The sequence below is a fragment of the Pseudomonas huaxiensis genome (assembly GCF_003231275.1).
GTDB lineage: Bacteria > Pseudomonadota > Gammaproteobacteria > Pseudomonadales > Pseudomonadaceae > Aquipseudomonas > Aquipseudomonas huaxiensis.
Map to the genome: position 1 here is coordinate 21,753 of NZ_QKVL01000007.1, position 22,430 is coordinate 44,182.

Annotated in this window: 23 protein-coding genes; 16 read left to right on the top strand and 7 right to left on the bottom strand. The window is 62.8% G+C overall.

Annotated elements, in window-relative coordinates; genetic code table 11:
• Positions 1–18: 18 nt before the first annotated feature.
• Positions 19–1,401, bottom strand: coding sequence for a glutamine synthetase family protein (locus DM374_RS10570; protein ID WP_110969781.1), 1,383 nt, complete (start codon positions 1,399–1,401; stop codon positions 19–21).
• Between the two features lie 242 nt (positions 1,402–1,643).
• Here DM374_RS10570 and DM374_RS10575 point away from each other — a divergent pair, with 242 nt between their 5' ends.
• From DM374_RS10575 to DM374_RS10595, 5 genes are all read left to right on the top strand, one after another.
• Positions 1,644–2,516, top strand: coding sequence for a LysR family transcriptional regulator (locus DM374_RS10575; protein WP_095158951.1), 873 nt, complete (start codon positions 1,644–1,646; stop codon positions 2,514–2,516).
• Between the two features lie 165 nt (positions 2,517–2,681).
• On the top strand, positions 2,682–2,945 hold the full coding sequence (gene rpoZ / locus DM374_RS10580; protein ID WP_110969782.1) for a DNA-directed RNA polymerase subunit omega: 264 nt from the start codon (positions 2,682–2,684) through the stop codon (positions 2,943–2,945).
• A 60-nt stretch (positions 2,946–3,005) separates the two neighbouring features.
• The gene (gene spoT, locus DM374_RS10585) at positions 3,006–5,114 is read left to right on the top strand and encodes a bifunctional GTP diphosphokinase/guanosine-3',5'-bis pyrophosphate 3'-pyrophosphohydrolase (RefSeq protein WP_110969783.1); all 2,109 of its coding nucleotides are present in this window, start codon (positions 3,006–3,008) and stop codon (positions 5,112–5,114) included.
• Positions 5,115–5,137: 23 nt separating this feature from the next.
• Entirely contained in the window at positions 5,138–5,518 is a 381-nt protein-coding gene (locus DM374_RS10590; protein WP_095158948.1) for a RidA family protein, read from the top strand.
• A gap of 55 nt (positions 5,519–5,573) precedes the next feature.
• A complete protein-coding gene (locus DM374_RS10595; RefSeq protein WP_110969784.1) occupies positions 5,574–6,311 on the top strand; it encodes a hypothetical protein in 738 nt (245 codons plus the stop codon).
• A gap of 12 nt (positions 6,312–6,323) precedes the next feature.
• Here the strand turns inward: DM374_RS10595 and DM374_RS10600 are convergent, their stop codons facing one another.
• Positions 6,324–7,181: an SDR family oxidoreductase gene (locus tag DM374_RS10600; protein ID WP_110969785.1), complete on the bottom strand. Its 858-nt coding sequence runs from the start codon at positions 7,179–7,181 to the stop codon at positions 6,324–6,326.
• A gap of 197 nt (positions 7,182–7,378) precedes the next feature.
• Between DM374_RS10600 and exbB the strand changes: the two genes are divergently transcribed.
• The 6 genes from exbB (at position 7,379) to DM374_RS10630 (ending at position 14,181) form a co-directional block, all read left to right on the top strand.
• The gene (exbB, locus tag DM374_RS10605) at positions 7,379–8,386 is read left to right on the top strand and encodes a tonB-system energizer ExbB (protein WP_110969786.1); all 1,008 of its coding nucleotides are present in this window, start codon (positions 7,379–7,381) and stop codon (positions 8,384–8,386) included.
• A 3-nt stretch (positions 8,387–8,389) separates the two neighbouring features.
• Complete coding sequence (gene exbD / locus DM374_RS10610; protein ID WP_110969787.1) at positions 8,390–8,818, top strand: TonB system transport protein ExbD; 429 nt, start codon at positions 8,390–8,392, stop codon at positions 8,816–8,818.
• Positions 8,815–9,549 (top strand): energy transducer TonB, encoded by a 735-nt coding sequence (locus DM374_RS10615; protein ID WP_110969788.1) that lies wholly within the window; start codon positions 8,815–8,817, stop codon positions 9,547–9,549. The genes exbD and DM374_RS10615 overlap by 4 nt, the downstream gene beginning before the upstream one ends.
• A 147-nt stretch (positions 9,550–9,696) precedes the next feature.
• On the top strand, positions 9,697–10,617 hold the full coding sequence (locus tag DM374_RS10620; protein ID WP_110969789.1) for a hydrogen peroxide-inducible genes activator: 921 nt from the start codon (positions 9,697–9,699) through the stop codon (positions 10,615–10,617).
• A 9-nt stretch (positions 10,618–10,626) separates the two neighbouring features.
• A complete protein-coding gene (gene recG / locus DM374_RS10625) occupies positions 10,627–12,702 on the top strand; it encodes an ATP-dependent DNA helicase RecG (protein ID WP_095158941.1) in 2,076 nt (691 codons plus the stop codon).
• A 78-nt stretch (positions 12,703–12,780) separates the two neighbouring features.
• Positions 12,781–14,181: an aminoacyl-tRNA deacylase and HDOD domain-containing protein gene (locus tag DM374_RS10630; RefSeq protein ID WP_110969790.1), complete on the top strand. Its 1,401-nt coding sequence runs from the start codon at positions 12,781–12,783 to the stop codon at positions 14,179–14,181.
• Between the two features lie 45 nt (positions 14,182–14,226).
• Here the strand turns inward: DM374_RS10630 and DM374_RS10635 are convergent, their stop codons facing one another.
• The 4 genes from DM374_RS10635 to DM374_RS10650 all read right to left on the bottom strand — a co-directional run bounded on the left by DM374_RS10635 (position 14,227) and on the right by DM374_RS10650 (position 16,571).
• Positions 14,227–14,601 carry an SCP2 sterol-binding domain-containing protein gene (locus tag DM374_RS10635; protein ID WP_095158939.1) on the bottom strand — a complete coding sequence of 125 codons (375 nt, stop codon included), beginning with the start codon at positions 14,599–14,601 and terminating at the stop codon, positions 14,227–14,229.
• A gap of 156 nt (positions 14,602–14,757) precedes the next feature.
• Positions 14,758–15,033 carry an HU family DNA-binding protein gene (locus DM374_RS10640; protein WP_110969791.1) on the bottom strand — a complete coding sequence of 92 codons (276 nt, stop codon included), beginning with the start codon at positions 15,031–15,033 and terminating at the stop codon, positions 14,758–14,760.
• A gap of 188 nt (positions 15,034–15,221) precedes the next feature.
• The gene (locus tag DM374_RS10645) at positions 15,222–16,370 is read right to left on the bottom strand and encodes an NAD(P)/FAD-dependent oxidoreductase (protein WP_110969792.1); all 1,149 of its coding nucleotides are present in this window, start codon (positions 16,368–16,370) and stop codon (positions 15,222–15,224) included.
• 33 nt (positions 16,371–16,403) lie between these two features.
• The gene (locus DM374_RS10650) at positions 16,404–16,571 is read right to left on the bottom strand and encodes a rubredoxin (RefSeq protein WP_095158936.1); all 168 of its coding nucleotides are present in this window, start codon (positions 16,569–16,571) and stop codon (positions 16,404–16,406) included.
• 148 nt (positions 16,572–16,719) lie between these two features.
• Here DM374_RS10650 and DM374_RS10655 point away from each other — a divergent pair, with 148 nt between their 5' ends.
• Together DM374_RS10655 and ubiA are read left to right on the top strand one after the other, a co-directional pair.
• Entirely contained in the window at positions 16,720–17,286 is a 567-nt protein-coding gene (locus DM374_RS10655) for a chorismate--pyruvate lyase family protein (RefSeq protein ID WP_110969793.1), read from the top strand.
• The gene (gene ubiA, locus DM374_RS10660; protein WP_110969794.1) at positions 17,286–18,176 is read left to right on the top strand and encodes a 4-hydroxybenzoate octaprenyltransferase; all 891 of its coding nucleotides are present in this window, start codon (positions 17,286–17,288) and stop codon (positions 18,174–18,176) included. The genes DM374_RS10655 and ubiA overlap by 1 nt, the downstream gene beginning before the upstream one ends.
• Before the next feature lie 112 nt (positions 18,177–18,288).
• Here ubiA and DM374_RS10665 read toward each other — a convergent pair whose 3' ends face one another.
• Positions 18,289–18,657 (bottom strand): COG4315 family predicted lipoprotein, encoded by a 369-nt coding sequence (locus DM374_RS10665; protein WP_110969795.1) that lies wholly within the window; start codon positions 18,655–18,657, stop codon positions 18,289–18,291.
• A gap of 148 nt (positions 18,658–18,805) precedes the next feature.
• On the opposite strand from DM374_RS10665, the gene phoB reads away from it, so the two are divergent.
• From phoB to DM374_RS10680, 3 genes are all read left to right on the top strand, one after another.
• Complete coding sequence (phoB, locus tag DM374_RS10670) at positions 18,806–19,495, top strand: phosphate regulon transcriptional regulator PhoB (RefSeq protein ID WP_095158932.1); 690 nt, start codon at positions 18,806–18,808, stop codon at positions 19,493–19,495.
• 204 nt (positions 19,496–19,699) lie between these two features.
• The gene (gene phoR / locus DM374_RS10675) at positions 19,700–20,974 is read left to right on the top strand and encodes a phosphate regulon sensor histidine kinase PhoR (RefSeq protein ID WP_256680195.1); all 1,275 of its coding nucleotides are present in this window, start codon (positions 19,700–19,702) and stop codon (positions 20,972–20,974) included.
• A 114-nt stretch (positions 20,975–21,088) separates the two neighbouring features.
• A complete protein-coding gene (locus DM374_RS10680) occupies positions 21,089–22,429 on the top strand; it encodes a hemolysin family protein (RefSeq protein ID WP_110969797.1) in 1,341 nt (446 codons plus the stop codon).
• The last annotated feature ends 1 nt before the right edge of the window (position 22,430 follow it).

Below are 22,430 nucleotides of genomic sequence, written 5' to 3' on the forward strand. Positions count from 1 at the left end.
TGTTCTGTTCTCCGGGCATCACACGGTATGCAGGTACCAGTTGTATTCGAGGTCGGAAATCGACACCTCGAACTCCGCCAGTTCGCTTTCCTTGCAGGCGACGAAAATATCGATGTAATCGGGGCTGATGTATTGGTTCAGGACTTCGCTGTCGTCCAGTTCGCGCAGGGCATCGCGCAGGTTGTTCGGCAGGCTCTGTTCCAGTTGCTCGTAGGAATTGCCTTCGATGGGCGCGCCCGGTTCGATCTTGTTGGTCAGCCCGTGGTGAATACCGGCGAGGATCGCCGACATCATCAGGTAAGGGTTGGCGTCGGCGCCGGCCACGCGGTGCTCGATGCGTACGGCGTCGGCACTGCCGGTCGGTACACGGACGGCCACGGTGCGGTTGTCCAGGCCCCAGCTCGGCGCGTTGGGCACATAGAACTGCGCGCCGAAGCGGCGGTAGGAGTTGATGTTCGGGCAGAGGAAGGCCATCGACGCCGGCATGGTTTCCAGCACGCCGCCGATGGCGTGGCGCAGGGCGTCGTTCTGCTCCGGGTCTTCGCTGGTGAAGATGTTCTTGCCGGTGGCCTTGTCCAGCAGCGAAATGTGCACATGCAGGCCATTACCGGCCTGGCCCGGGTAGGGCTTGGCCATGAAGGTGGAGTCCATTTCATGGTCGTAGGCGACGTTCTTGATCACCCGCTTGAGCAGCAGCGCGTAGTCACAGGCTTTCAATGGGTCGGCGACGTGGTGCAGGTTCACCTCGAACTGCGCCGGGGCGCTTTCCTTGACGATCGCGTCGGCCGGGATGTCCTGTTCCTTGGCGGCTTCGAGGATGTCCTGCAGGCAATCGACGTATTCATCGAGGTCGTCGATCAGGTAGACCTGGGTCGATTGCGGGCGCTTGCCGGAAATCGGCGAACGCGGCGGCTGCGGGCGACCGTTCAGGTTGTCCTGGTCGATCAGATAGAACTCCAGCTCGAACGCGGCGCAGATGGTCAGGCCCAGGGCGTCGAACTTCTCGATCACGCCACGCAGTACTTCGCGCGGGTCGGCGAAGAACGGCTTGCCGTCCATCTCGTGCATGGTCATCAGCAGTTGCGCGGTGGGACGCTTCTGCCAGGGCTCGAAGCTCAGGGTGCCGGGGATCGGGTAGCAGATGCGGTCGGCGTCGCCTATATCCAGGCCCAGGCCGGTGCTTTCCACCGTCGAGCCATTGATGTCCAGAGCGAACAGCGACGCGGGCAGGTTGATGCCCTTTTCGTAGACTTTGACCAGGCTCGCCCGCTCGACGCGCTTGCCGCGCACCACTCCGTTCATATCGGCGATCAGCAGATCGACGAACTGCACCTCAGGGTGGGCCTTTAGAAATTCGCCCATTTCGTCAACAGGGATGGCGCACGGAGAGACCGACGTCATGGCTAGGCATCCTTTAGAGTTTTTATTGGGGCAGCGATGTAGGGGGGTAATGCGGGTATTCGGGGCGGCGATGGCTGGCTTTTATTCTCGGGATTTCCATCGTGGGGAACGGCTGGCGCGTCATCTATCGGACGAGCGTTCCAGGTTCTGCGGCATCACGCCTTGCTAGACGGCCACCGTCGCACTATAGAATGGCCCCCACGCAACAGACATTGGCATTTTGGCAAGCAAAGAGTGCATCGATGCAATATCAGATCAGCCATGCCGACCTCTCCCTGGTTCTCGCCCTGGTCCGCGGACGCTCCCTGGCCAAGGCGGCGGAACTGCTCAAGGTCGACGTTTCCACGGTGTTCCGCTCGATCCGGCGGATGGAGGCCGCGCTCGGCACCGCGTTGTTCGTTAAAAGCCGCAAGGGCTACATTCCTACCGGCACCGCCCAGGCCCTGGCCGAACAGGCCGAGCGCGCCGAACAGGCGCTGGACGCCGCGCGCGTGGCGCTGGCCCATGGCGAACAGGTGGTCAGCGGCACTGTGCGCCTGACCTGCACCGACGCGGTATTGCACAGCCTGCTGCTGCCGGCGCTGGCCGAGTTCATGCCGGCGTACCCGGCGCTGTCACTTGAACTGGCGACGTCCAACACCTTCGCCAACCTCAGCCGCCGCGATGCCGACCTGGCGTTGCGCCTGACCAACTCGCCGCCCGAGCACCTTGTAGGACGCTGCCTGGGTTCGGCTTCTTATGTCGTGTGTGGCCGCGAGGAATTTCGCAGTCGCTTGACCGAAGCGCCCGCCAGCGTGCCATGGATCTCGCCGGACGATTCCATGCAGGATCACCCCACGGTGGTCTGGCGCAGCGAAAAACTGCCCGGCGTGATGCCGCGCTACCGCTGCAGCGGCATTTCGTCCATCGCCCAGCTGGTCAGCGCCGGCCTCGGTGTGGCCGCGCTGCCGGACTATATGGCGCACACCCTGCCGGGGGTCGAGCAACTGAGCGAAGCGTTACCCGGTTGCGATACCCAGTTGTGGCTGCTAACCCGCCCGGATTGCCGGGCATTGCGCTCGGTCCAGGCACTGTTCGACGAACTGACCCCGCGTTTGCGCAATGCATTGATCTGACAGGTCGCGCAAGACAGTTGTAATAGACGCTTACAAGTAGGTATCGTCGGCATATCCGGGGCTCGAACCGAAATCAGCGCTTCCCTAACGGCTGGTGATTTTTTAAACTATCGAGTCCGCTCGCCCATTTGGGCAGAACACCGCATTCGCTATTTGAGGAACACCATGGCCCGCGTAACCGTTGAAGATTGTCTAGACCACGTGGATAACCGCTTTGAGCTGGTCATGCTGTCCACCAAGCGTGCCCGCCAACTGGCTACCGGCGGCAAAGAGCCGAAAGTGGCTTGGGAAAACGACAAGCCTACCGTCGTTGCCCTGCGCGAAATCGCCGAAGGCTACATCACTGAAGAGTTCCTCGCCGCAGAATCGATCGTCACTGAAGACCCGGTCTTCACTGCGTTCGACGAAGAGGCCAACGAGGCCGTCTAAGTCCATGCCTGGTCGACGTTGTGCGGCGCGGGTCCCTTTTCCTCGGCAGGAGGTCGTATTTTGCCGAGCATAGATGCCCTCGCCGATCGTCTGTCGACCTACCTCGGGCCCGACCAGGTCAACCTGGTCCGCCGGGCCTATTTCTACGCCGAACAAGCCCACGACGGTCAACGCCGCCGCAGTGGTGAGGCGTACGTCACGCATCCGCTGGCCGTCGCCAGCATCCTCGCCGACATGCACATGGACCATCAGAGCCTGATGGCGGCCATGCTGCACGATGTGATCGAAGACACCGGCATCGCCAAGGAAGCCCTCAGTTCACAGTTCGGTGAAACCGTCGCTGAACTGGTCGATGGCGTCAGCAAGCTGACCCAGATGAACTTCGAGACCAAGGCCGAGGCCCAGGCGGAAAACTTCCAGAAGATGGCCATGGCCATGGCCCGGGATATCCGGGTGATTCTGGTCAAGCTGGCCGACCGCCTGCACAACATGCGCACCCTTGAAGTGCTGTCCGGCGAGAAACGCCGACGCATCGCCAAGGAAACCCTGGAAATCTACGCCCCCATCGCCAACCGCCTCGGCATGCACAGCGTGCGCATCGAGTTCGAGGACCTGGGTTTCAAGGCGATGTACCCGATGCGCTCGGCGCGCATCTATCAGGCCGTCAAACGCGCCCGCGGCAACCGCAAGGAAATCGTCAACAAGATCGAAGAGTCGCTCAGCCACGCCCTGGCGGTGGATGGCATGGAAGGCGAAGTCAGCGGTCGGCAGAAACACATCTATGGCATCTACAAGAAGATGCGCGGCAAGCGCCGCGCCTTCAACGAGATCATGGATGTCTACGCGTTCCGCATCATCGTCGACAAGGTCGACACCTGCTACCGCGTGCTCGGCGCTGTGCACAATCTGTACAAGCCGCTGCCCGGCCGCTTCAAGGATTACATCGCGATTCCCAAGGCCAACGGCTACCAGTCGCTGCATACCACGCTGTTCGGCATGCACGGGGTACCCATCGAAATCCAGATCCGCACCCGCGAGATGGAAGAGATGGCCAACAACGGCATCGCCGCCCACTGGCTGTACAAGTCCAGCGACGACGAGCAGCCCAAGGGCACCCACGCCCGCGCACGGCAGTGGGTCAAGGGCGTGCTGGAAATGCAGCAACGCGCCGGCAACTCCCTCGAATTCATCGAGAGTGTGAAGATCGACCTGTTCCCGGACGAGGTCTACGTCTTCACGCCCAAGGGCCGCATCATGGAGTTGCCGAAAGGCTCCACCGCGGTCGACTTCGCCTACGCGGTACACACCGACGTCGGCAACAGTTGCATCGCCTGCCGGATCAATCGCCGCCTCGCGCCGCTGTCGGAACCGCTGCAAAGTGGTTCGACCGTCGAAATCGTCAGCGCCCCGGGCGCCCGACCGAATCCGGCGTGGCTGAACTTCGTGGTCACCGGCAAGGCCCGCACGCACATCCGCCACGCCCTCAAGCTGCAGCGCCGTTCCGAGTCCATCAACCTGGGCGAACGCCTGTTGAACAAGGTGCTCAACGGCTTCGACAGCGCCCTGGACAAGATTCCGCCAGAACGCGTCCAGGCCATGCTCGCCGAGTACCGCCTGGAGCTGATCGAAGACCTGCTCGAAGACATCGGCCTGGGTAACCGCATGGCCTACGTCGTGGCCCGCCGCCTGCTCTCCAGCGAAGGCGAGCAGTTGCCAAGCCCGGAAAGCCCGCTGGCCATTCGTGGCACCGAAGGCTTGGTCCTGAGCTACGCCAAATGCTGCACGCCGATCCCGGGCGACCCCATCGTCGGCCACCTCTCGGCCGGAAAAGGCATGGTGGTGCACCTCGAAGGCTGCCGCAATATCAGTGAAATCCGCCATAACCCGGAAAAATGCATCCAGCTTTCCTGGGCCAAGGACGTCACCGGCGAGTTCAACGTCGAGCTGCGCGTCGAACTGGAACACCAGCGCGGCCTGATCGCGCTGCTCGCCAGCAGCGTCAACGCCGCCGACGGCAACATCGAGAAAATCAGCATGGACGAGCGTGATGGCCGCATCAGCGTCGTCCAGCTTGTGGTCAGCGTGCACGACCGCGTACACCTGGCCCGCGTGATCAAGAAACTGCGCGCGCTGACGGGGGTCATCCGTATCACCCGCATGCGCGCGTAGCCCTTCCCTTGCAAGGAGTCACCATGAGCAAGACCGTCATCACCAGCGACAAGGCACCTGCCGCCATCGGTACCTACTCCCAGGCGATCAAGGCCGGCAATACCGTCTACATGTCTGGCCAGATCCCGCTCGATCCGAAAACCATGGAACTGGTTGAAGGCTTCGAAGCCCAGACCGTCCAGGTGTTCGAAAACCTCAAGGCCGTGGCCGAGGCTGCTGGCGGTTCCTTCAAGGACATCGTCAAGCTGAACATCTTCCTGACCGACCTGAGCCACTTCGCCAAGGTCAACGAAGTCATGGGCCGCTACTTCGAGCAGCCGTACCCGGCGCGCGCCGCCATCGGCGTCGCCGCCCTGCCACGCGGCTCGCAGGTCGAGATGGACGCGATCCTGGTTCTCGAGTAATACCCTGCGGCGAACCCGAGGGTTCGCCGCTTTTCCTCCCCTGAAGGACCCCGTAATGCGCAACGCGCTTGCCCTTTCGCTGCTTGCCGTACTGCTCGGCGGCTGCGCGAGCCACAAACCCGAAGACTACAACGGCGTCTGGATCAACCAGACGGCCATCGATGCTGCGTCCAAAGGCACTGGCCTGCGCTACGCCCTCGAGCGACACGGGCCGAACTTCGAATGGAAGGTCAACGTTGCCGCCGGACAAGCCAGCTACAGCAACGGCTTCGAGCTGGTGGAAGGCCGCCTGAAGGCCATCGATGAAGACCACTGGCAAGTAGAACTCGACGGCGATCAGGTGGAAAACCTCGAACTGGATGGCAAGGAACTGGTGCAGGCCACCAGCGACTGGGCCCCGGAACAGCGTTTCCAGCGCAGCAGCAACACCATCAACCCCGATATTCCCCCAGGCGCCGCCTTTGAGCAGGCCCTGTATGGCGCCTACCTGAAAGGCAACTGGAAAATCCTCGAAGGCCCTGGCCAGGGCGGCACCGTGCGCTTTCGCGACAACGGCGCCCTCGACGGCCTGCCCAATCTGGACCGTTACGCCCTTTGCCTGGCGGGCGATTGCGCCAGCATGACCGGCAAGTTCGACAGCCTGTGGCTTGAGCGCAACCAGCAGGGCAACCCGTGGATCTTCAAGCGCGACGGCAAGCAGATGGAGATCTTCCAGTCCATCAACGACTCCCAGCCCGACGAAATGCCATCGCTGCGCCCCGGCGCTCGCCGCTGGCTGCTGGAACAGAAATAACGGACGGGCGCGTCAGCCGCGCCCTTCAAGAATCGCTGCATAGCCTTCGCGATAACTCGCAAATGTGGGCGTCCAGCCCAGGGCCCGAGCCCGGGCGTTGCTGCAGCGCTTGCTGCCGGTACGGCGTACACGCTGCTCCTCGGACCACTCGGTAACCCCCATGTACTCGCGCAGCCAGGCCACCACCTCGGCCAGCGGCGCGGGTGCGTCGTCCACGCCGATGTAGCAGTCTTCCAGCGTCCGCCCGTCCCGATCGGCTTGAAGCAGGAACGCCAGCAGGCCGGCGGCATCCTCGGCATGGATGCGGTTGCCATACAGCGGCGGCTCCTCGGTGACCCGATACCCTTGGCGCACCTGGCTGAGCAGCCATTCGCGGCCCGGCCCGTAGATCCCGGTAAGGCGCACCACGCTGGCTGGCACGCCGCTCTCCAAGGCAAGGCGCTCCGCTTCCAGCATCACCCGCCCGGAATACTCGCGCGGCGTGGTTTCGGCGGTTTCATCAATCCACTCGCCGTCCTGCTGGGCGAAAACACTGCTGCTGGAAACGAACAGCAGCCGACGCGGCTTCTGCCCTCGCTCGGCCAGCCAGCCCAACACGTTGCGCAGCCCTTCGACATACGCCGAACGATAGCCCGGCTCGTCATGCTGGCTAGCGGCCACGCTGTAGACCAGATAATCAGGCGCCACCACCGGCCAATCGACCGGGCATTGGCCCTGTTCGAGATCGGCTTTGATACCCGTGACCCCCTCCGGCAAAGCGCTAGTATTCCTGCGCAAGCCACTGACCGCCCAGCCAGAAGCCAGCAATTGCCTGGCCAGACGACCACCCACATCGCCACAGCCGACGATCAGAACTGAAGGTAAAGACATGCCAAAACTCCCATAACCAAAGACCGGACTATTTCGCCAAAATCGATAGGCGGCTAGCCATCGCTGTAAAAAAAGCTACTTTATTACTTCTGCTAACAAGAATTACTTGCAATAATGGCCGCCCCTTTTTTCTGTTCTCGGCCTGTTTCGAGGCCTTGAAGACCATTCACGCATACTCTTCATCAGGTCCGGCCAGCATGACACGCATCCAACCTTCCGCTTCGCCAACCACGTCGCGCGCCTTGCGCGCCATCGCAGCGCTGATGCTCAGCCTGACGCTGGCACCTGCCGCGATGGCAGAAGAACCCGCCGCAGCCACCGCCACTCCAGCAGCAGCGGTCGCACCTGCGACGCCAGCCGCTGAAGGCGCTGCCGCCGCACACGGTGCAGAGCACGCAGCCGCCGCTCCGGTCGACCCGGCCGCCGCGCCAGTCGAAGCGTCGGTGGAAGGTCCCCTGAATGCCGACGGCGAACCGCTCGCCGACGACCCGACCCTGGGCCTGGGCCACGACCTGTCGCCATGGGGCATGTACCAGAACGCTGACGTGGTGGTCAAAACCGTCATGATCGGCCTGGCCATCGCCTCGATCATCACCTGGACCATCTGGATCGCCAAAGGCTTCGAGCTGCTGGGTGCCAAGCGCCGCCTGCGTCGCGAAATCGCCCTGCTGAAGAAGTCGGTCAGCCTCAAGGACGCCAGCGACAATACCAACGTCCCCGGCACCCTGTCGCATACGCTCGTCCATGACGCGCTGGAAGAAATGCACCTGTCGGCCAACGCCCGCGAGAAAGAAGGCATCAAGGAACGCGTCAGCTTCCGCCTCGAACGCCTGGTTGCCGCCAGCGGCCGCAACATGAGCAGCGGCACCGGCGTGCTGGCTACCATCGGTTCCACCGCACCGTTCGTCGGTCTGTTCGGTACCGTCTGGGGCATCATGAACAGCTTCATCGGCATCGCCAAAACCCAGACCACCAACCTCGCCGTCGTTGCCCCGGGCATCGCCGAAGCACTGCTGGCCACCGCGCTGGGTCTGGTTGCCGCGATCCCGGCGGTTGTCATCTACAACGTCTTCGCCCGCTCCATCGCCGGCTACAAGGCTCAGGTGTCCGACGCCTCCGCACAGGTACTGCTGCTGGTCAGCCGTGACCTGGACCACCAGCCAGGCGAGCGTTCCGCGCAGCCGCACATGGTGAAAGTGGGGTAAGCCATGGGCCTGCATCTTAACGAGGGCGGCGACGATCTCGCCGAAAACCACGAAATCAACGTTACGCCGTTCATCGACGTAATGCTGGTTCTGCTGATCATCTTCATGGTGGCAGCGCCGCTGGCGACGGTCGACATCAAGGTCGACCTCCCGGCCTCGACCGCGAAGCCCGCGCCGAGGCCTGAAAAGCCTGTGTTCCTGAGCGTCAAGGCTGACCAGAAACTTTACATCGGTGAAGACCTGGTCCAGCAGCCCGATCAACTCGGGCCGATGCTGGATGCCAAGACCAAGGGTGACAAGGAAACCACGATCTTCTTCCAGGCCGACAAAGGCGTGGACTACGGCGATCTGATGGAAGTCATGAACACATTGCGCGCCGCCGGCTACCTCAAGGTCGGTCTGGTCGGGCTTGAGACGGCAGCCAAGAAATGATCGAGACCCGGTACAAGCTGGGGCGTTACGGCGGTAGCCTGTTACTCGTACTGGCAGTGCATGCCATTGCAATCGTGTTGGCGCTGAACTGGTCGGCACCCCAGGCCATCGAACTGCCACCCGCAGCAATGATGATCGAAATGGCTCCGATGCCTGAGCCGGCGCCGCCACCACCGCCCAAGGTAGTGACGCCGCCGCAGCCGCCCGCACCGGTAGAAGAACCGCCATTGCCGAAGCTGGTTGAAGCACCGAAGCCGAAAATCGCTATTCCGAAACCTGCCAAACCCAAGGCCAAGCCCCAGCCGCCAAAGCCGGAGCAAAAGCCTGATCCGCAGGAGAAACCGGTCGAGCAGGACGTCGTCGATACCCCGCCGAGCAACGCTCCGGCGCAAAAATCGGCGGCACCGGCACCGAGCATCGCCAGCAACAGCAATGCATTGCCAACCTGGCAAAGCGACCTGCTGCGTCACCTGGGCAAGTTCAAACGCTACCCGGAAGACGCGCGCCGTCGTGGCCTGCAGGGCATCAACCGGTTGCGCTTCGTGGTCGACAGCGAAGGTCGAATCCTGTCCTACTCGCTGGCCGGAGGATCGGGTAGTGCCGCGCTGGACCGTGCGACCCTGGAGATGATCCGCAAGGCACAACCAGTGCCGGCGCCACCCAAGGAGCTGCTCAACAACGGCAGCATCGAAGTGGTTGCACCGTTCGTCTACTCGCTGGACAAGCGCTAAAGCTGGAAAAAAGACGGCGACCCTCGGGTCGCCGTCTTCCTTCATGAAGCCTGGATCATTGTTTCTGTCGCCCCTATGCAAGTCTGATAACGTGCTTCTATCGATTGCAGCCGCTATGCTGGGGCCGCTACTTCATGGACGCATGTTATGACCCTCACAGAATTACGCTACATCGTCACTCTTGCTCAGGAACAGCATTTCGGCCATGCCGCCGAACGCTGCCACGTCAGCCAGCCGACCTTGTCGGTGGGCGTGAAAAAGCTTGAGGACGAGTTGGGCGTACTGATTTTCGAGCGCAGCAAAAGCGCGGTGCGCCTGACCCCGGTCGGCGAAAGCATCGTCGCCCAGGCGCAGAAAGTCCTTGAACAGGCCCAGGGCATCCGCGAACTGGCCCAGGCTGGCAAGAACCAGCTGACCGCGCCGCTCAAGGTCGGAGCGATCTACACCGTCGGCCCGTACCTGTTCCCCCACCTGATTCCACAACTGCACCGGGTCGCCCCGCAGATGCCGTTGTACATCGAAGAAAACTTCACCCACGTGCTGCGCGACAAACTGCGCAACGGCGAACTGGACGCAGTGATCATCGCCCTGCCGTTCAATGAAGCCGACGTGCTGACGCTGCCGCTCTATGACGAGCCGTTCTATGTGCTGATGCCCAGCGGCCACCCCTGGACCCAGCAAGAGACCATCGACGCCGGCCTGCTCAACGACAAGAGCCTGCTGCTGCTGGGCGAAGGTCACTGCTTCCGCGACCAGGTACTCGAGGCCTGCCCGACCCTGACCAAGGGCAGCGACGGCGCCAAGCACACCACGGTGGAATCCAGTTCGCTGGAAACCATCCGCCACATGGTCGCCTCAGGCCTCGGCATCTCGATCCTGCCGTTGTCGGCGGTGCACAGCCATCACTACGCTCCTGGCGTGATCGAAGTCCGTCCGTTGAGCCCGCCCGTACCGTTCCGCACCGTGGCCATCGCCTGGCGGGCCAGTTTCCCGCGACCGAAGGCCATTGAGATCCTCGCTGATTCGATCCGTCTGTGCTCGGTGGCCAAGCCACCCGCGGACCAATAGGTTTTCGCCATGACCGAGTTGTCCCAGGTGTCGGTCACCGCATTGAAAGGCGTCGGCGAAGCCATGGCCGAGAAGCTCGCCAAGGTCGGCCTGGAAAACCTCCAGGACGTGCTGTTCCATCTGCCCCTGCGCTATCAGGACCGTACCCGCGTGGTGCCCATCGGTGCCCTGCGTCCTGGCCAGGATGCGGTCATCGAAGGCGTGGTCAGCGGCGCCGACGTGGTGATGGGCAAACGCCGCAGCCTGGTCGTGCGCCTCGGCGATGGCAGCGGCGTGCTGAGCCTGCGCTTCTATCACTTCAGCAACGCCCAGAAAGACGGCCTCAAGCGCGGCACCCACCTGCGCTGCTACGGCGAGGCCCGGCCCGGCGCCTCGGGGCTGGAAATCTACCACCCCGAATACCGCGCCCTTACCGGCGACGAGCCGGCGCCGGTAGACCAGACCCTGACCCCGATCTACCCGACCACCGAAGGCCTCACTCAACAGCGCCTGCGCCAGTTGAGCCAGCAGAGCCTGGCCATGCTCGGCCCACGCAGCCTGCCGGACTGGCTGCCCGAGGAACTGGCCCGCGACTACCAGCTCGGCCCGCTGGACCAGGCCATTCGCTACCTGCACCAGCCGCCCGCTGATGCCGATGTCGATGAGCTCGCCGAAGGCCAGCACTGGGCCCAGCATCGCCTGGCTTTCGAAGAACTGCTCACCCATCAGCTTTCACAGCAACGCCTGCGGGAAAGCCTGCGGGCCCTGCGCGCGCCGGTGCTGCCCAAGGCCAAGCGACTGCCGGCGCAGTTCCTCGCCAACCTGGGCTTCCCGCCGACCGGCGCGCAGCAGCGGGTCGGCAACGAAATCGCTTACGACCTGAGCCAGCCCGAGCCCATGTTGCGTCTGGTCCAGGGCGATGTCGGCGCGGGTAAGACCGTGGTGGCCGCGCTCGCCGCGCTACAGGCGCTGGAAGCGGGCTACCAGGTGGCGCTGATGGCGCCTACCGAGATTCTTGCCGAGCAGCACTACATCACCTTCAAACGCTGGCTCGAACCACTTGGCATCGAAGTCGCGTGGCTGGCCGGCAAGCTCAAGGGCAAGGCCCGCACCGCGTCGCTGGAGCAGATCGCCAGTGGCACGCCAATGGTGGTCGGCACCCACGCGCTGTTCCAGGAGGAGGTGAAGTTCCACAACCTCGCCCTTGCGATCATCGACGAACAGCACCGCTTCGGCGTCCAGCAGCGCCTGGCCCTGCGCCAGAAAGGCGTGGGCGGCCGGTTCTGCCCGCACCAGTTGATCATGACCGCGACCCCGATCCCGCGGACCCTGGCCATGAGCGCCTACGCCGACCTCGACACCTCGATCCTCGACGAACTGCCGCCCGGGCGCACCCCGGTCAACACCGTGCTGGTCACCGACAGCCGGCGCTTCGAAGTGGTCGAACGGGTGCGTGCGGCCTGCGCCGAAGGGCGCCAGGCGTACTGGGTGTGCACCCTGATCGAAGAATCCGAAGAGCTGACCTGCCAGGCCGCCGAAACCACCTTCGAGGAGCTTTCCAGCGCCTTGGGCGAACTGCACGTGGGGCTGATTCACGGGCGCATGAAGCCCGCGGAAAAGGCCGCGATCATGGCCGAGTTCAAGGAAGGCCGCCTGCAACTGCTGGTGGCCACCACCGTGATCGAGGTCGGCGTGGATGTACCGAACGCCAGCCTGATGATCATCGAAAACCCCGAGCGCCTGGGCCTGGCCCAGTTGCACCAGTTGCGTGGCCGGGTCGGCCGTGGCAGCGCCGTGAGTCATTGCGTGCTGCTCTATCATCCGCCACTGTCGCAGATCGGCCGCGAACGCCTGGGGATCATGCGCGAAACCAACGACGGCTTCGTCATCGCCGAAAAGGACCTGGAACTGCGCGGCCCGGGTGAAATGCTCGGCACTCGCCAGACCGGCCTGCTGCAGTTCAAGGTCGCCGACCTGATGCGCGATGCCGACCTGCTGCCCGCCGTTCGCGACGCCGCCCAGGCGCTGTTGGCGCGCTGGCCCGATCACGTCAGCCCGCTGCTCGAACGCTGGCTGCGTCACGGCCAACAATATGGCCAGGTGTGACGTGATCCACGCAATTGGATCCAGCCACCCGGTCAAGCTGGGTATACTCTGCCTCTGTAAAAAATTTGGATACAGACCATGATTGAAGTTGCCCTCGATACAGCAACCCCACAGGTTCCGTCTGTTATCCGGCTGCTGCTCGACAAGCTCGGCGTCGCCTATCGCGAAGTGCCCGAACACCCGCAGTTGCCGCCCGAAGCCCGTATTATGGCGGTCCTGCTGGACGACTCGGTCGGGGCGCTGATGGTGCTGTTCCCACAGAGCCAGTTGCTCGACCTCAGCCGTCTCACCGAACTGACCGGGCGCAAGCTGGCCGCGGTACCGCTGGAGCGTCTGCAACAGATGCTCGACAAGCACGGGCTGAAGATCCTGCCGGCCATTCCGGCGCTGACCAGTTCGCCGTGCCTGTACGAAGAAAGCGTGCTGCAGCCGGAGCGTCTGTTGGTGCAGTCGGGTGAATCAGGCCTGCTGCTGGAAATCGAGCGTGATGACTTCAAGAAAATGCTCAGCAAGGCCAGCGCCGGCAAGTTTGGCGAGCTGCTGAGCCAGATCCGGCCAAACCTCGACCGGCCCGCTGACGACAGCGAGGAAATCACCCAGGCCGTTCAGGTTTTCACCGCGCGTCGAATCCAGCAGCGCCTGGAAGCGACCATCGAAATCCCGCCGCTGGCCGAAACCGCGCAGAAAATCATCAAGCTGCGGGTAGACCCTAACGCCACCATCGATGACATCACCGGCGTGGTCGAAACCGACCCCGCGCTGGCAGCCCAGGTGGTCAGTTGGGCGGCTTCGCCCTACTACGCCTCACCCGGCAAGATCCGCTCGGTGGAAGACGCCATCGTCCGCGTGCTCGGTTTCGATCTGGTGATCAACCTGGCGCTGGGCCTGGCACTGGGCAAGACCCTCAGCCTGCCGAAGGATCATCCGCAACAGACCACGCCGTACTGGCAGCAATCGATCTACACCGCTGCGGTGATCGAGGGTCTGACACGCGCAATGCCGCGGGCTGAACGCCCGGAAGCGGGCCTGACCTATCTGGCGGGACTGCTGCACAACTTCGGCTACCTGCTGCTGGCCCATGTGTTCCCGCCGCATTTCTCGTTGATCTGCCGACACCTGGAGGTCAACCCGCACCTGTGCCACAGCTATGTCGAGCAACATCTGCTGGGCATCAGCCGCGAGCAGATCGGCGCCTGGCTGATGCGTTTCTGGGACATGCCGGAAGAACTGGCCACCGCTCTGCGCTTCCAGCACGACCCGCATTACGCCGGCGACTACTCGGCCTTCCCCAACCTGGTGTGCCTGTCGGTGCGCCTGCTGCGCGCTCGCGGTATCGGCTCCGGGCCGGACGAGCGTATTCCGGACGAGCTGCTGGAACGCCTGAGCATCACTCGCGAGAAGGCCGAAGACGTGGTTCACAAGGTGCTGGAGGCGGAAACCATGCTGCGCGAACTGGCTTCGCAGTTCAGCCAGCACTGAGTCCGGCTGTAGCGGCTGTCGCGAAAAAAGCCTGGCCCCTTGGGGTCAGGCTTTCTTTTTGGGCTTCAGGTACTTCATCAGGCCCTGGAACCACATCACCAGGGCCGGGTTGCCCTTGATCTGAATGGTCTTGTCCTGGATTCCCTGCATGAACGCCAGCTGTTTGTTCTTCGCCTGAAGGGTCTCGAAGCCGAACACGGCGTCCTTGAAGGCGATGGCGAAGGCCGGGGTCGGATGGGTGCCACCGCTGCTGCTGATGCGGTTGTCTTTGACGACGAAGTGGCGGGCGACCTTGCCGTCCAGCGTCTGTAGCTGGAACACCAGATCCTTGCCCTGCAACTGCTGCTGGAAAGCCGGATTCTTGCGGCTGGCCCGGGACATCAGCAGCCCCATGGCCCAAAGGAGAAAGCGGAACTTCATGAATGCGCCTCGGCGAAAAAGTGACTGGCGCGCGCAGTTTATCCTTTTAATGAACGATTGCTACTGGTCGACCTGCTTTTGCTGCAGCGATCCCCCCAAGCAAAACGGGCATCCCTTTGGGATGCCCGTTCTCACTGCATTCGATGAATCACGCGCTCAAGGATTGACGCTGTCCTTGAGGAATTTGCCTGGCTTGAACGCCACGGTATTGCTGGCCTTGATCTTTACAGGCTCGCCGGTTTGCGGGTTTTTGCCGGTGCGAGCACCGCGGTGACGCTTCTCGAACGTACCAAAACCTACCAGGGTCACTCCGTCCCCTTTGTGCAGGGCAACCGTGATTTGTTCGAGCACGGCATTCAGGACACGGTTGGCCTGCTCTTTGGTGAGATCGGCCTTTTCAGCAATGGCTGCGGCGAGTTCGGGTTTACGCATGGTGAAGCCCCTTTGACGGAATTTTTTGTTGTTATGCCGTGCCGCCTCAACAGGCAGCGCCTAAGGCACCGCAGGCTCTAAACTGCGGCAGACGGGAGTGAGGATGGCACGCCACCAAGGGCCGCGCCAGTCTCTGCGCGGCCATTGTGGTGGCAATGGAGGGGTAAATCCGACAGAACGTCTGTTATTTACGCCATCAGGGGCGGAAGCTGGCGATTCAGTGCCAGCTTCTCCATCACCGCAGTACCGGTAAGGGCATAGCCGAGCAGTTGGCCCGCAGCATCGTGGCAGAGCGCTTTCAGATCGCCGCCCTGCCCTTCGACTGTCCACTGCCCCTCCTGACCATGCGGTGGCGGCGACACCACCAACGGGCAGGCCGGGGTTTTCACGGTGATCGGCATCGGCCCATAGCTGACCGCAGTCGGGTTGCCGGCCAGCGTTTGCGACAACGCCCGGGCCCCGCCCATCAGCGGCATCACGTAGAGCAGGTTGATCCCGTCCACTTCGGCGCAATCGCCCAAGGCATAGATATTGGCGTGGGACGTGCGCAGGTGGCGGTCAACGACCACCCCGCGATTGGTCCTCAAACCGGCTGCAGAAGCCAGGTCAGTGCGGGGTTTCAAGCCAACCGCAGAAACCACCAGATCACAGGCGAGCACTGAACCGTCCGACAGATGCGCCTCAAGCCCGTCCGTCACCCGCTGCAAGCGGTTCAGCACCGGCCCCAGGTGGAAGCGCACGCCCAGCCCTTCAAGCCCGGCCTGGACCGCTGCCGCAGCAGCCGGATGCAGCAGGGTCGGCATGACCTGCTCGCACGGCGCCACCAGTTCAACCTCGAAGCCGCCCAGGCTCATGTCATTGGCGAACTCACAGCCGATCAGGCCAGCCCCTAGGATCAACACCCGACGCTTGCCCGCCGCCGCCGCGCGAAAGCGCGCGTAGTCCTCAAGGTCATTGATCGGGAACACCAGATCGGCGGCGTCGCCCTCAAGCGGCACGCGTACGGTTTCTGCGCCCCAGGCCAGGACCAGGTCGCGGTAGCGCACCTGCTCTTCGCCGATCCACAGGCGCTTGTGGCCGGGATCGATGCCGCTGATGCGGGTGTGGGTGCGGATCTCGGCCTTCAACTGCTCAGCCATGGCACCCGGCTCGGCCATGCAAAGGCCGTCGGCATCCTTGTTCTTGGCAAAACCGGTCGAGAGCATCGGCTTCGAATAGGAGCGGCCATCGTCCGCGGTAATCAGCAATAACGGCGTCTCGCCGTCGAGCTTGCGAAATTCGCGGGCGAGGTTGTAACCCGCCAGTCCGGTGCCGATTATCACGACGGGATCGGTCATGCCTTGCGTATCCTTCAACAGGGTGAAAAAAGATCAGCCGATGGCGATCATCTCGAAATCCATCTTGCCGACGCCGCAGTCCGGGCACAGCCAGTCTGCCGGAACGTCTTCCCAACGGGTGCCGGGCGCGATGCCGTCATCCGGCCAGCCCTCGGCCTCGTCGTAAATCAGGCCGCACACCACACATTGCCACTTCTTCATCTTTGATCTCCTTACATTCAGGCCAGGCGCGATCGTTATGCGTCGATCGTCAGCAGGGCTTTGTACTGAGGCTGGCCAGGCGATGCAAGTTGCCCAGGGCAAACATGCTAAGCTCGCCGCCTCTCTGGCCTGTAACCGCTGATCTACCGTGCCATACGAATCCTCGCAATTTCCGGCTGCGCAATGGACGCAGCACACACCGCAGCTCGTCGCTAAAACGCCTGCGCTGCTCCTGGACTGGCTGTTCGACCAGGGCTCCCTGACCCGCCGTTTGACCCGCCTCTCTGCTGACCATTTCTCCGTGACGCCCCTTTATGAAGGCTGGCAGACCTTGCGCCCTGACGAATGCCAGGCCCTTGGCCTGGCGCCGGACAGCGAAGGCTGGGTGCGCGAGGTTTACCTGCGCGGCCATGGCGAACCCTGGGTGTTCGCCCGCAGCGTTGCCGGCCGCGAGGCCTTGCTCAACGATGGTCTGGATCTGGAAGCGCTGGGCAGCCGGTCACTGGGCGAGTTGCTGTTCTGTGATCGCGGCTTCGCCCGTCAGGCGATCGAAGTCTGCCACTACCCGACGGATTGGCTGCCGCCCGAGCAGAACAGCGAAGGTCTGTGGGGCCGCCGTTCGCGTTTCGACCGTGGCGCGCTAGGCCTGCTGGTGGCGGAGGTGTTTCTTCCCGCGTTGTGGCATGCCACCGAAGCTTTCCAGGAGGTCCGCTGATGTACCTGAACCTGCTCAAGTCGCTCAATCGCCTGCATCCCCGTGCGTGGGACTTCATTCAGTTGAGCCGCATGGACAAGCCGATCGGCATCTACCTGCTGCTCTGGCCGACCTTGTCGGCGGTCTGGATCGCCGGCAAAGGCTCGCCAACCCTGGCCAATGTGCTGATTTTCTTGTTCGGCGTGGTGCTGATGCGCGCGGCGGGCTGCGCCATCAACGACTTCGCCGACCGCAAGGTGGACGGACACGTCAAACGCACCGCCGAGCGACCACTGGCCAGTGGCAAGATCAGCGGTCGGGAAGCCCTGGCCCTGTTCGGACTGCTCGTAGGGCTGAGCTTCCTGCTGGTGCTGTGCACCAATGCCACCACCGTGTACCTGTCGTTCGGCGCGGTAGCGCTGGCGGCCTGCTACCCGTTCATGAAGCGCTACACCTACTATCCGCAGGTAGTCTTGGGAGCGGCGTATTCGTGGGGTATTCCGATGGCCTTCACTGCGGCGAACGGCGAACTGCCGGCGATCGCCTGGCTGTTGTACATCGCCAACCTGCTGTGGACGGTGGGTTATGACACCTACTACGCGATGGTCGATCGCGACGACGATCTGAGGATCGGCGTGAAATCCACCGCGATCCTGTTCGGCGAAGCCGACCGCATCATCATTCTGTCGCTGCAGATCGCGTCGCTGCTGTGCCTGCTGCTGGCCGGCAACCAGTTCGACCTGGGCGGCTGGTTCCATCTCGGCTTGCTGGGCGCGGCGGTGTGCTTCGCCTGGGAGTTCTGGTCCACCCGCAGCCTGGCGCGGGAAGCCTGCTTCAAGGCGTTCCTGCACAACCACTGGGCGGGTTTGATCATCTTCATCAGCATCGTGATCGACTACGCGACCCGCTGATCGATGCTGTGGGCGCTGGCTTACCAGCGAAAGCGGTGTTATCTGATCGGTTGCACTCGCCGGCAAGCCGGCTCCCACAGTGGCTGATTCAAGCCTCTGTGGGAGCTACGGTTCAGGGCTTGGCGACGTGCCAGACGTCCTTCATGCCATCACCGGTCATGTCTCCGCCCTTCTTGTCCTTGACGAAGGTGTACAGTGGTTTGCCGTCGTAGGCCCACTGCATGCTGCCGTCGGCACGCTTGATCTGCGTCCATTTGCCTTCGGCCTTCTCACCGGCCTTGGCCGCCAGGGGTGGCCAGTTCTTCGCGCAGTCGTCGTTGCACATGGACTTGCCGCCAGCGTCCTTGTCGAAGGTGTAGAGCGTCATGCCGTTGTGATCCACCAGCATGCCGTCCTTCTCCATGGCATGGTCGGCCAGGGCCACCCCCGGTAGGGCGAGAGCTGCGCAGAGCGTCATCCAGTTCAGCGTATGTCGTGTCATTGGATTCACCGTTAAATCTCGGGAGTGGGATTTAAAGCCTAGCCCAGTAACAGAATGTTGCTGCAACGGCCCCCGACCTGTCACACGACTGCAATAATTCCGTTATCTAATGCGGGCCAAGACACCAGAAGCTGGGAGAGGTTTGAGCATGGTTGGCAGGAACATTCTGATCGTTGACGACGAAGCGCCAATTCGCGAAATGATCGCCGTTGCATTGGAAATGGCTGGCTATGACTGCCTCGAGGCCGAAAACTCGCAACAGGCCCACGCCATCATCGTGGACCGCAAGCCGGACCTGATCCTGCTCGACTGGATGCTCCCGGGCACCTCGGGCATCGAACTGGCCCGCCGCCTCAAGCGCGACGAGCTGACCAGCGATGTGCCGATCATCATGCTCACCGCCAAGGGTGAGGAAGACAACAAGATCCAGGGCCTGGAAGTCGGCGCCGACGACTACATCACCAAGCCGTTCTCGCCGCGCGAGCTGGTCGCCCGCCTCAAGGCCGTCCTGCGCCGTGCCGGCCCGAGCGATGGCGAAGCGCCGATCGAAGTCGGCGGCCTGCTGCTCGACCCCATCAGCCACCGCGTGACCATCGACGGCAAACCTGCCGAGATGGGTCCGACCGAATACCGTCTCTTGCAGTTCTTCATGACCCACCAGGAACGTGCCTACACTCGCGGGCAACTCCTCGACCAGGTTTGGGGCGGCAACGTCTACGTCGAGGAACGCACCGTCGACGTGCATATCCGGCGCCTGCGCAAGGCACTGGGTGAAGCCTACGAAAATCTGGTACAAACCGTTCGCGGCACGGGTTACAGGTTTTCAACCAAGGGTTGAAGGCAGTTTCAAGTTTGAAGCTGCAAGCCTCAAGTAGAAGCAAGAGCCGATCTGCTTCTACTTGACGGTTGCAGTCACCAGCCTCACGAAGAGCGAAAGCATTAGACGATCCGCTTCAATCTTGCAGCTAACAGCTTGCAACTTGAGGCTGATCCGCAAGGATCCCAAGTGAACCAGAACTGGCACGGCACCCTCATTCGCCACATGCTGCTGCTGATTACCGTCTGCCTGCTTGTCGGGCTGATCAGCGGCCACTATGGCTGGAGCCTCGCGCTCGGCCTGGCTGTCTACCTGGGCTGGACCCTGAAACAGATGCTGCGGCTGCACCAGTGGCTGCAAGAGCACAAATCCGATGAGGCACCACCGGACGGCTACGGCCTGTGGGGCGAGATCTTCGACAGCATCTATCACCTGCAGCGCCGCGACCAACGCGTCCGCGGGCGCCTGCAAGCGGTGATCGACCGCGTCCAGGAGTCCACCGCCGCGCTGCGCGATGCGGTGATCATGCTCGACAGCGAAGGCAATCTGGAGTGGTGGAACCGCGCAGCCGAAACCCTGCTGGGTCTCAAGACCCCGCAAGACAGCGGCCAGCCGGTGACCAACCTGGTCCGCCATCCACGCTTCAAGGAGTATTTCGAACAGGAAAACTACCTGGAGCCGCTGGAAATCCCGTCGCCGATCAGCGACCGCCTGCGCATTCAGTTGCACATCACCCGTTACGGCAACAACGAGCACCTGATGCTGGTGCGCGATGTCACCCGTATCCACCAGCTCGAACAGATGCGCAAGGATTTCGTCGCCAACGTCTCCCACGAATTGCGCACACCGCTGACCGTGATTGCCGGCTACCTGGAAACCCTGCTGGACAACGTGGAAGACGTGAATCCACGCTGGACGCGGGCGCTGCAGCAGATGCAGCAACAGGGTGGGCGCATGCAGACGCTGCTCAACGACCTGCTGTTGCTGGCCAAACTGGAAGCCACCGATTACCCGTCGGACAACCTTCCGGTCGCCGTCGACACCCTGCTGCACTCCATCAAAGGCGACGCCCAGGCGCTGTCTGGCCAGCGCAACCAGCGCATCACCCTGGAAGCCGAGCCCGGCCTGCGCCTGAAAGGCAGCGAGGCGGAGCTGCGCAGCGCCTTCTCCAACCTGGTGTTCAACGCTGTGAAGTACACCCCGGACGAGGGCAATATCCGCATCCGCTGGTGGGGCGACGAACACGGCGCGCACCTGAGCGTGCAGGACTCGGGCATCGGCATCGACGCCAAGCACCTGCCGCGCCTCACCGAACGTTTCTACCGGGTCGACTCCAGCCGCGCCTCCAACACCGGCGGCACCGGTCTGGGCCTGGCGATCGTCAAGCACGTGCTGCTGCGCCATCGCGGGCGCCTGGAAATAAGCAGCGTTCCCGGCCATGGCAGCACCTTTACCTGCCACTTCGCCGCCGTTCAGATCGCCGCCCGCAAGGTTCAGTGATCCAGCGCACTTTGCATTTGGGTTTTCAGCCGCTACATTGGCGGACGGGTGCCAGCATGAGCTGGCATCTTTTTTCCTCCTATTTCAAGAAGACGGACCCCGTAAAACTCCATCATGGACCCTTCCCCTAGTATCAGCCTCGCCTCACTCTTCGCCGATTTCGGCATGATTCTTTTCGCTCTCTTGCTGGTTCTGCTCAACGGCTTTTTCGTAGCCGCCGAGTTCGCCATGGTCAAACTGCGCTCGACCCGGGTCGAGGCAATCGCCGAACAGAATGGCTGGCGCGGACACATCCTGCGCACCGTACATAGCCAACTGGACGCCTACCTGTCCGCCTGCCAATTGGGTATCACCCTGGCATCGCTGGGCCTTGGCTGGGTCGGCGAACCGGCGTTCGCCCACCTGCTCGAACCGCTGTTGGCCGCCATCGGCGTGCAATCGCCGGAGATCATCAAGGGCGTCTCGTTCTTCAGCGCCTTCTTCGTGATTTCCTACCTGCACATCGTGGTCGGTGAGCTGGCGCCCAAATCCTGGGCGATCCGCAAGCCAGAACTGCTGTCGCTGTGGACCGCCGTGCCGCTGTACCTGTTCTACTGGGCCATGTACCCGGCCATCTACCTGCTCAACGCCAGCGCCAACGCCATCCTGCGTATCGCCGGTCAGGGCGAGCCCGGCCCGCACCACGAGCATCACTACAGCCGTGACGAACTGAAACTGATCCTGCACTCGAGCCGCGGCCAGGACCCCAGCGACCAAGGCATGCGCGTGCTGGCCTCGGCAGTGGAAATGGGCGAACTGGAAGTGGTCGACTGGGCCAACTCCCGGGAAGACATGATCAGCCTCGACGTCAATGCGCCACTGAAAGAAATCCTGGCGATGTTCCGCCGGCACAAGTTCAGCCGCTACCCGGTGTACGACGCCGAGCGCGGCGAGTTCGTCGGCCTGCTGCACATCAAGGACCTGCTGCTGGAACTGGCGGCTCTGGACCACGTTCCCGAGTCCTTCGACCTGGCCGAACTGACCCGCCCGCTGGAGCGCGTCTCCCGGCACATGCCGCTGTCGCAGTTGCTGGAGCAGTTCCGCAAAGGCGGTGCGCACTTCGCGCTGGTCGAGGAGGCCGACGGCAAAGTCATCGGCTACCTGACCATGGAAGATGTGCTGGAAGTGCTGGTTGGTGATATCCAGGACGAACACCGCAAGGCCGAGCGCGGCATCCTTGCCTACCAGCCGGGCAAGCTGCTGGTTCGTGGCGACACGCCGCTGTTCAAGGTCGAGCGCCTGCTGGGCGTGGACCTCGACCACATCGAGGCAGAAACCCTCGCTGGCCTGGTCTACGAGACCCTCAAGCGGGTCCCGGAAGAGGAAGAAGTGCTGGAGGTCGAAGGCCTGCGCATCATCATCAAGAAGATGAAAGGGCCGAAGATCGTCCTGGCCAAGGTGCTCAAGCTCGATTGAG

What these genes read in the sequence shown, in the direction of transcription:
- DM374_RS10620 (WP_110969789.1), top strand. Translation starts at nt 9,697, where the DNA reads ATGACCCTCACAGAATTACGCTACATCGTCACTCTTGCTCAGGAACAG.
- DM374_RS10645 (WP_110969792.1), bottom strand. Translation starts at nt 16,370, where the DNA reads ATGACCGATCCCGTCGTGATAATCGGCACCGGACTGGCGGGTTACAAC.
- rpoZ (WP_110969782.1), top strand. Translation starts at nt 2,682, where the DNA reads ATGGCCCGCGTAACCGTTGAAGATTGTCTAGACCACGTGGATAACCGC.
- exbD (WP_110969787.1), top strand. Translation starts at nt 8,390, where the DNA reads ATGGGCCTGCATCTTAACGAGGGCGGCGACGATCTCGCCGAAAACCAC.
- DM374_RS10665 (WP_110969795.1), bottom strand. Translation starts at nt 18,657, where the DNA reads ATGACACGACATACGCTGAACTGGATGACGCTCTGCGCAGCTCTCGCC.
- DM374_RS10680 (WP_110969797.1), top strand. Translation starts at nt 21,089, where the DNA reads ATGGACCCTTCCCCTAGTATCAGCCTCGCCTCACTCTTCGCCGATTTC.
- DM374_RS10590 (WP_095158948.1), top strand. Translation starts at nt 5,138, where the DNA reads ATGAGCAAGACCGTCATCACCAGCGACAAGGCACCTGCCGCCATCGGT.
- phoB (WP_095158932.1), top strand. Translation starts at nt 18,806, where the DNA reads ATGGTTGGCAGGAACATTCTGATCGTTGACGACGAAGCGCCAATTCGC.
- DM374_RS10595 (WP_110969784.1), top strand. Translation starts at nt 5,574, where the DNA reads ATGCGCAACGCGCTTGCCCTTTCGCTGCTTGCCGTACTGCTCGGCGGC.
- DM374_RS10650 (WP_095158936.1), bottom strand. Translation starts at nt 16,571, where the DNA reads ATGAAGAAGTGGCAATGTGTGGTGTGCGGCCTGATTTACGACGAGGCC.
- DM374_RS10570 (WP_110969781.1), bottom strand. Translation starts at nt 1,401, where the DNA reads ATGACGTCGGTCTCTCCGTGCGCCATCCCTGTTGACGAAATGGGCGAA.
- DM374_RS10615 (WP_110969788.1), top strand. Translation starts at nt 8,815, where the DNA reads ATGATCGAGACCCGGTACAAGCTGGGGCGTTACGGCGGTAGCCTGTTA.
- DM374_RS10630 (WP_110969790.1), top strand. Translation starts at nt 12,781, where the DNA reads ATGATTGAAGTTGCCCTCGATACAGCAACCCCACAGGTTCCGTCTGTT.
- exbB (WP_110969786.1), top strand. Translation starts at nt 7,379, where the DNA reads ATGACACGCATCCAACCTTCCGCTTCGCCAACCACGTCGCGCGCCTTG.
- recG (WP_095158941.1), top strand. Translation starts at nt 10,627, where the DNA reads ATGACCGAGTTGTCCCAGGTGTCGGTCACCGCATTGAAAGGCGTCGGC.
- DM374_RS10600 (WP_110969785.1), bottom strand. Translation starts at nt 7,181, where the DNA reads ATGTCTTTACCTTCAGTTCTGATCGTCGGCTGTGGCGATGTGGGTGGT.
- ubiA (WP_110969794.1), top strand. Translation starts at nt 17,286, where the DNA reads ATGTACCTGAACCTGCTCAAGTCGCTCAATCGCCTGCATCCCCGTGCG.
- DM374_RS10635 (WP_095158939.1), bottom strand. Translation starts at nt 14,601, where the DNA reads ATGAAGTTCCGCTTTCTCCTTTGGGCCATGGGGCTGCTGATGTCCCGG.
- DM374_RS10575 (WP_095158951.1), top strand. Translation starts at nt 1,644, where the DNA reads ATGCAATATCAGATCAGCCATGCCGACCTCTCCCTGGTTCTCGCCCTG.
- phoR (WP_256680195.1), top strand. Translation starts at nt 19,700, where the DNA reads ATGCTGCTGCTGATTACCGTCTGCCTGCTTGTCGGGCTGATCAGCGGC.
- DM374_RS10640 (WP_110969791.1), bottom strand. Translation starts at nt 15,033, where the DNA reads ATGCGTAAACCCGAACTCGCCGCAGCCATTGCTGAAAAGGCCGATCTC.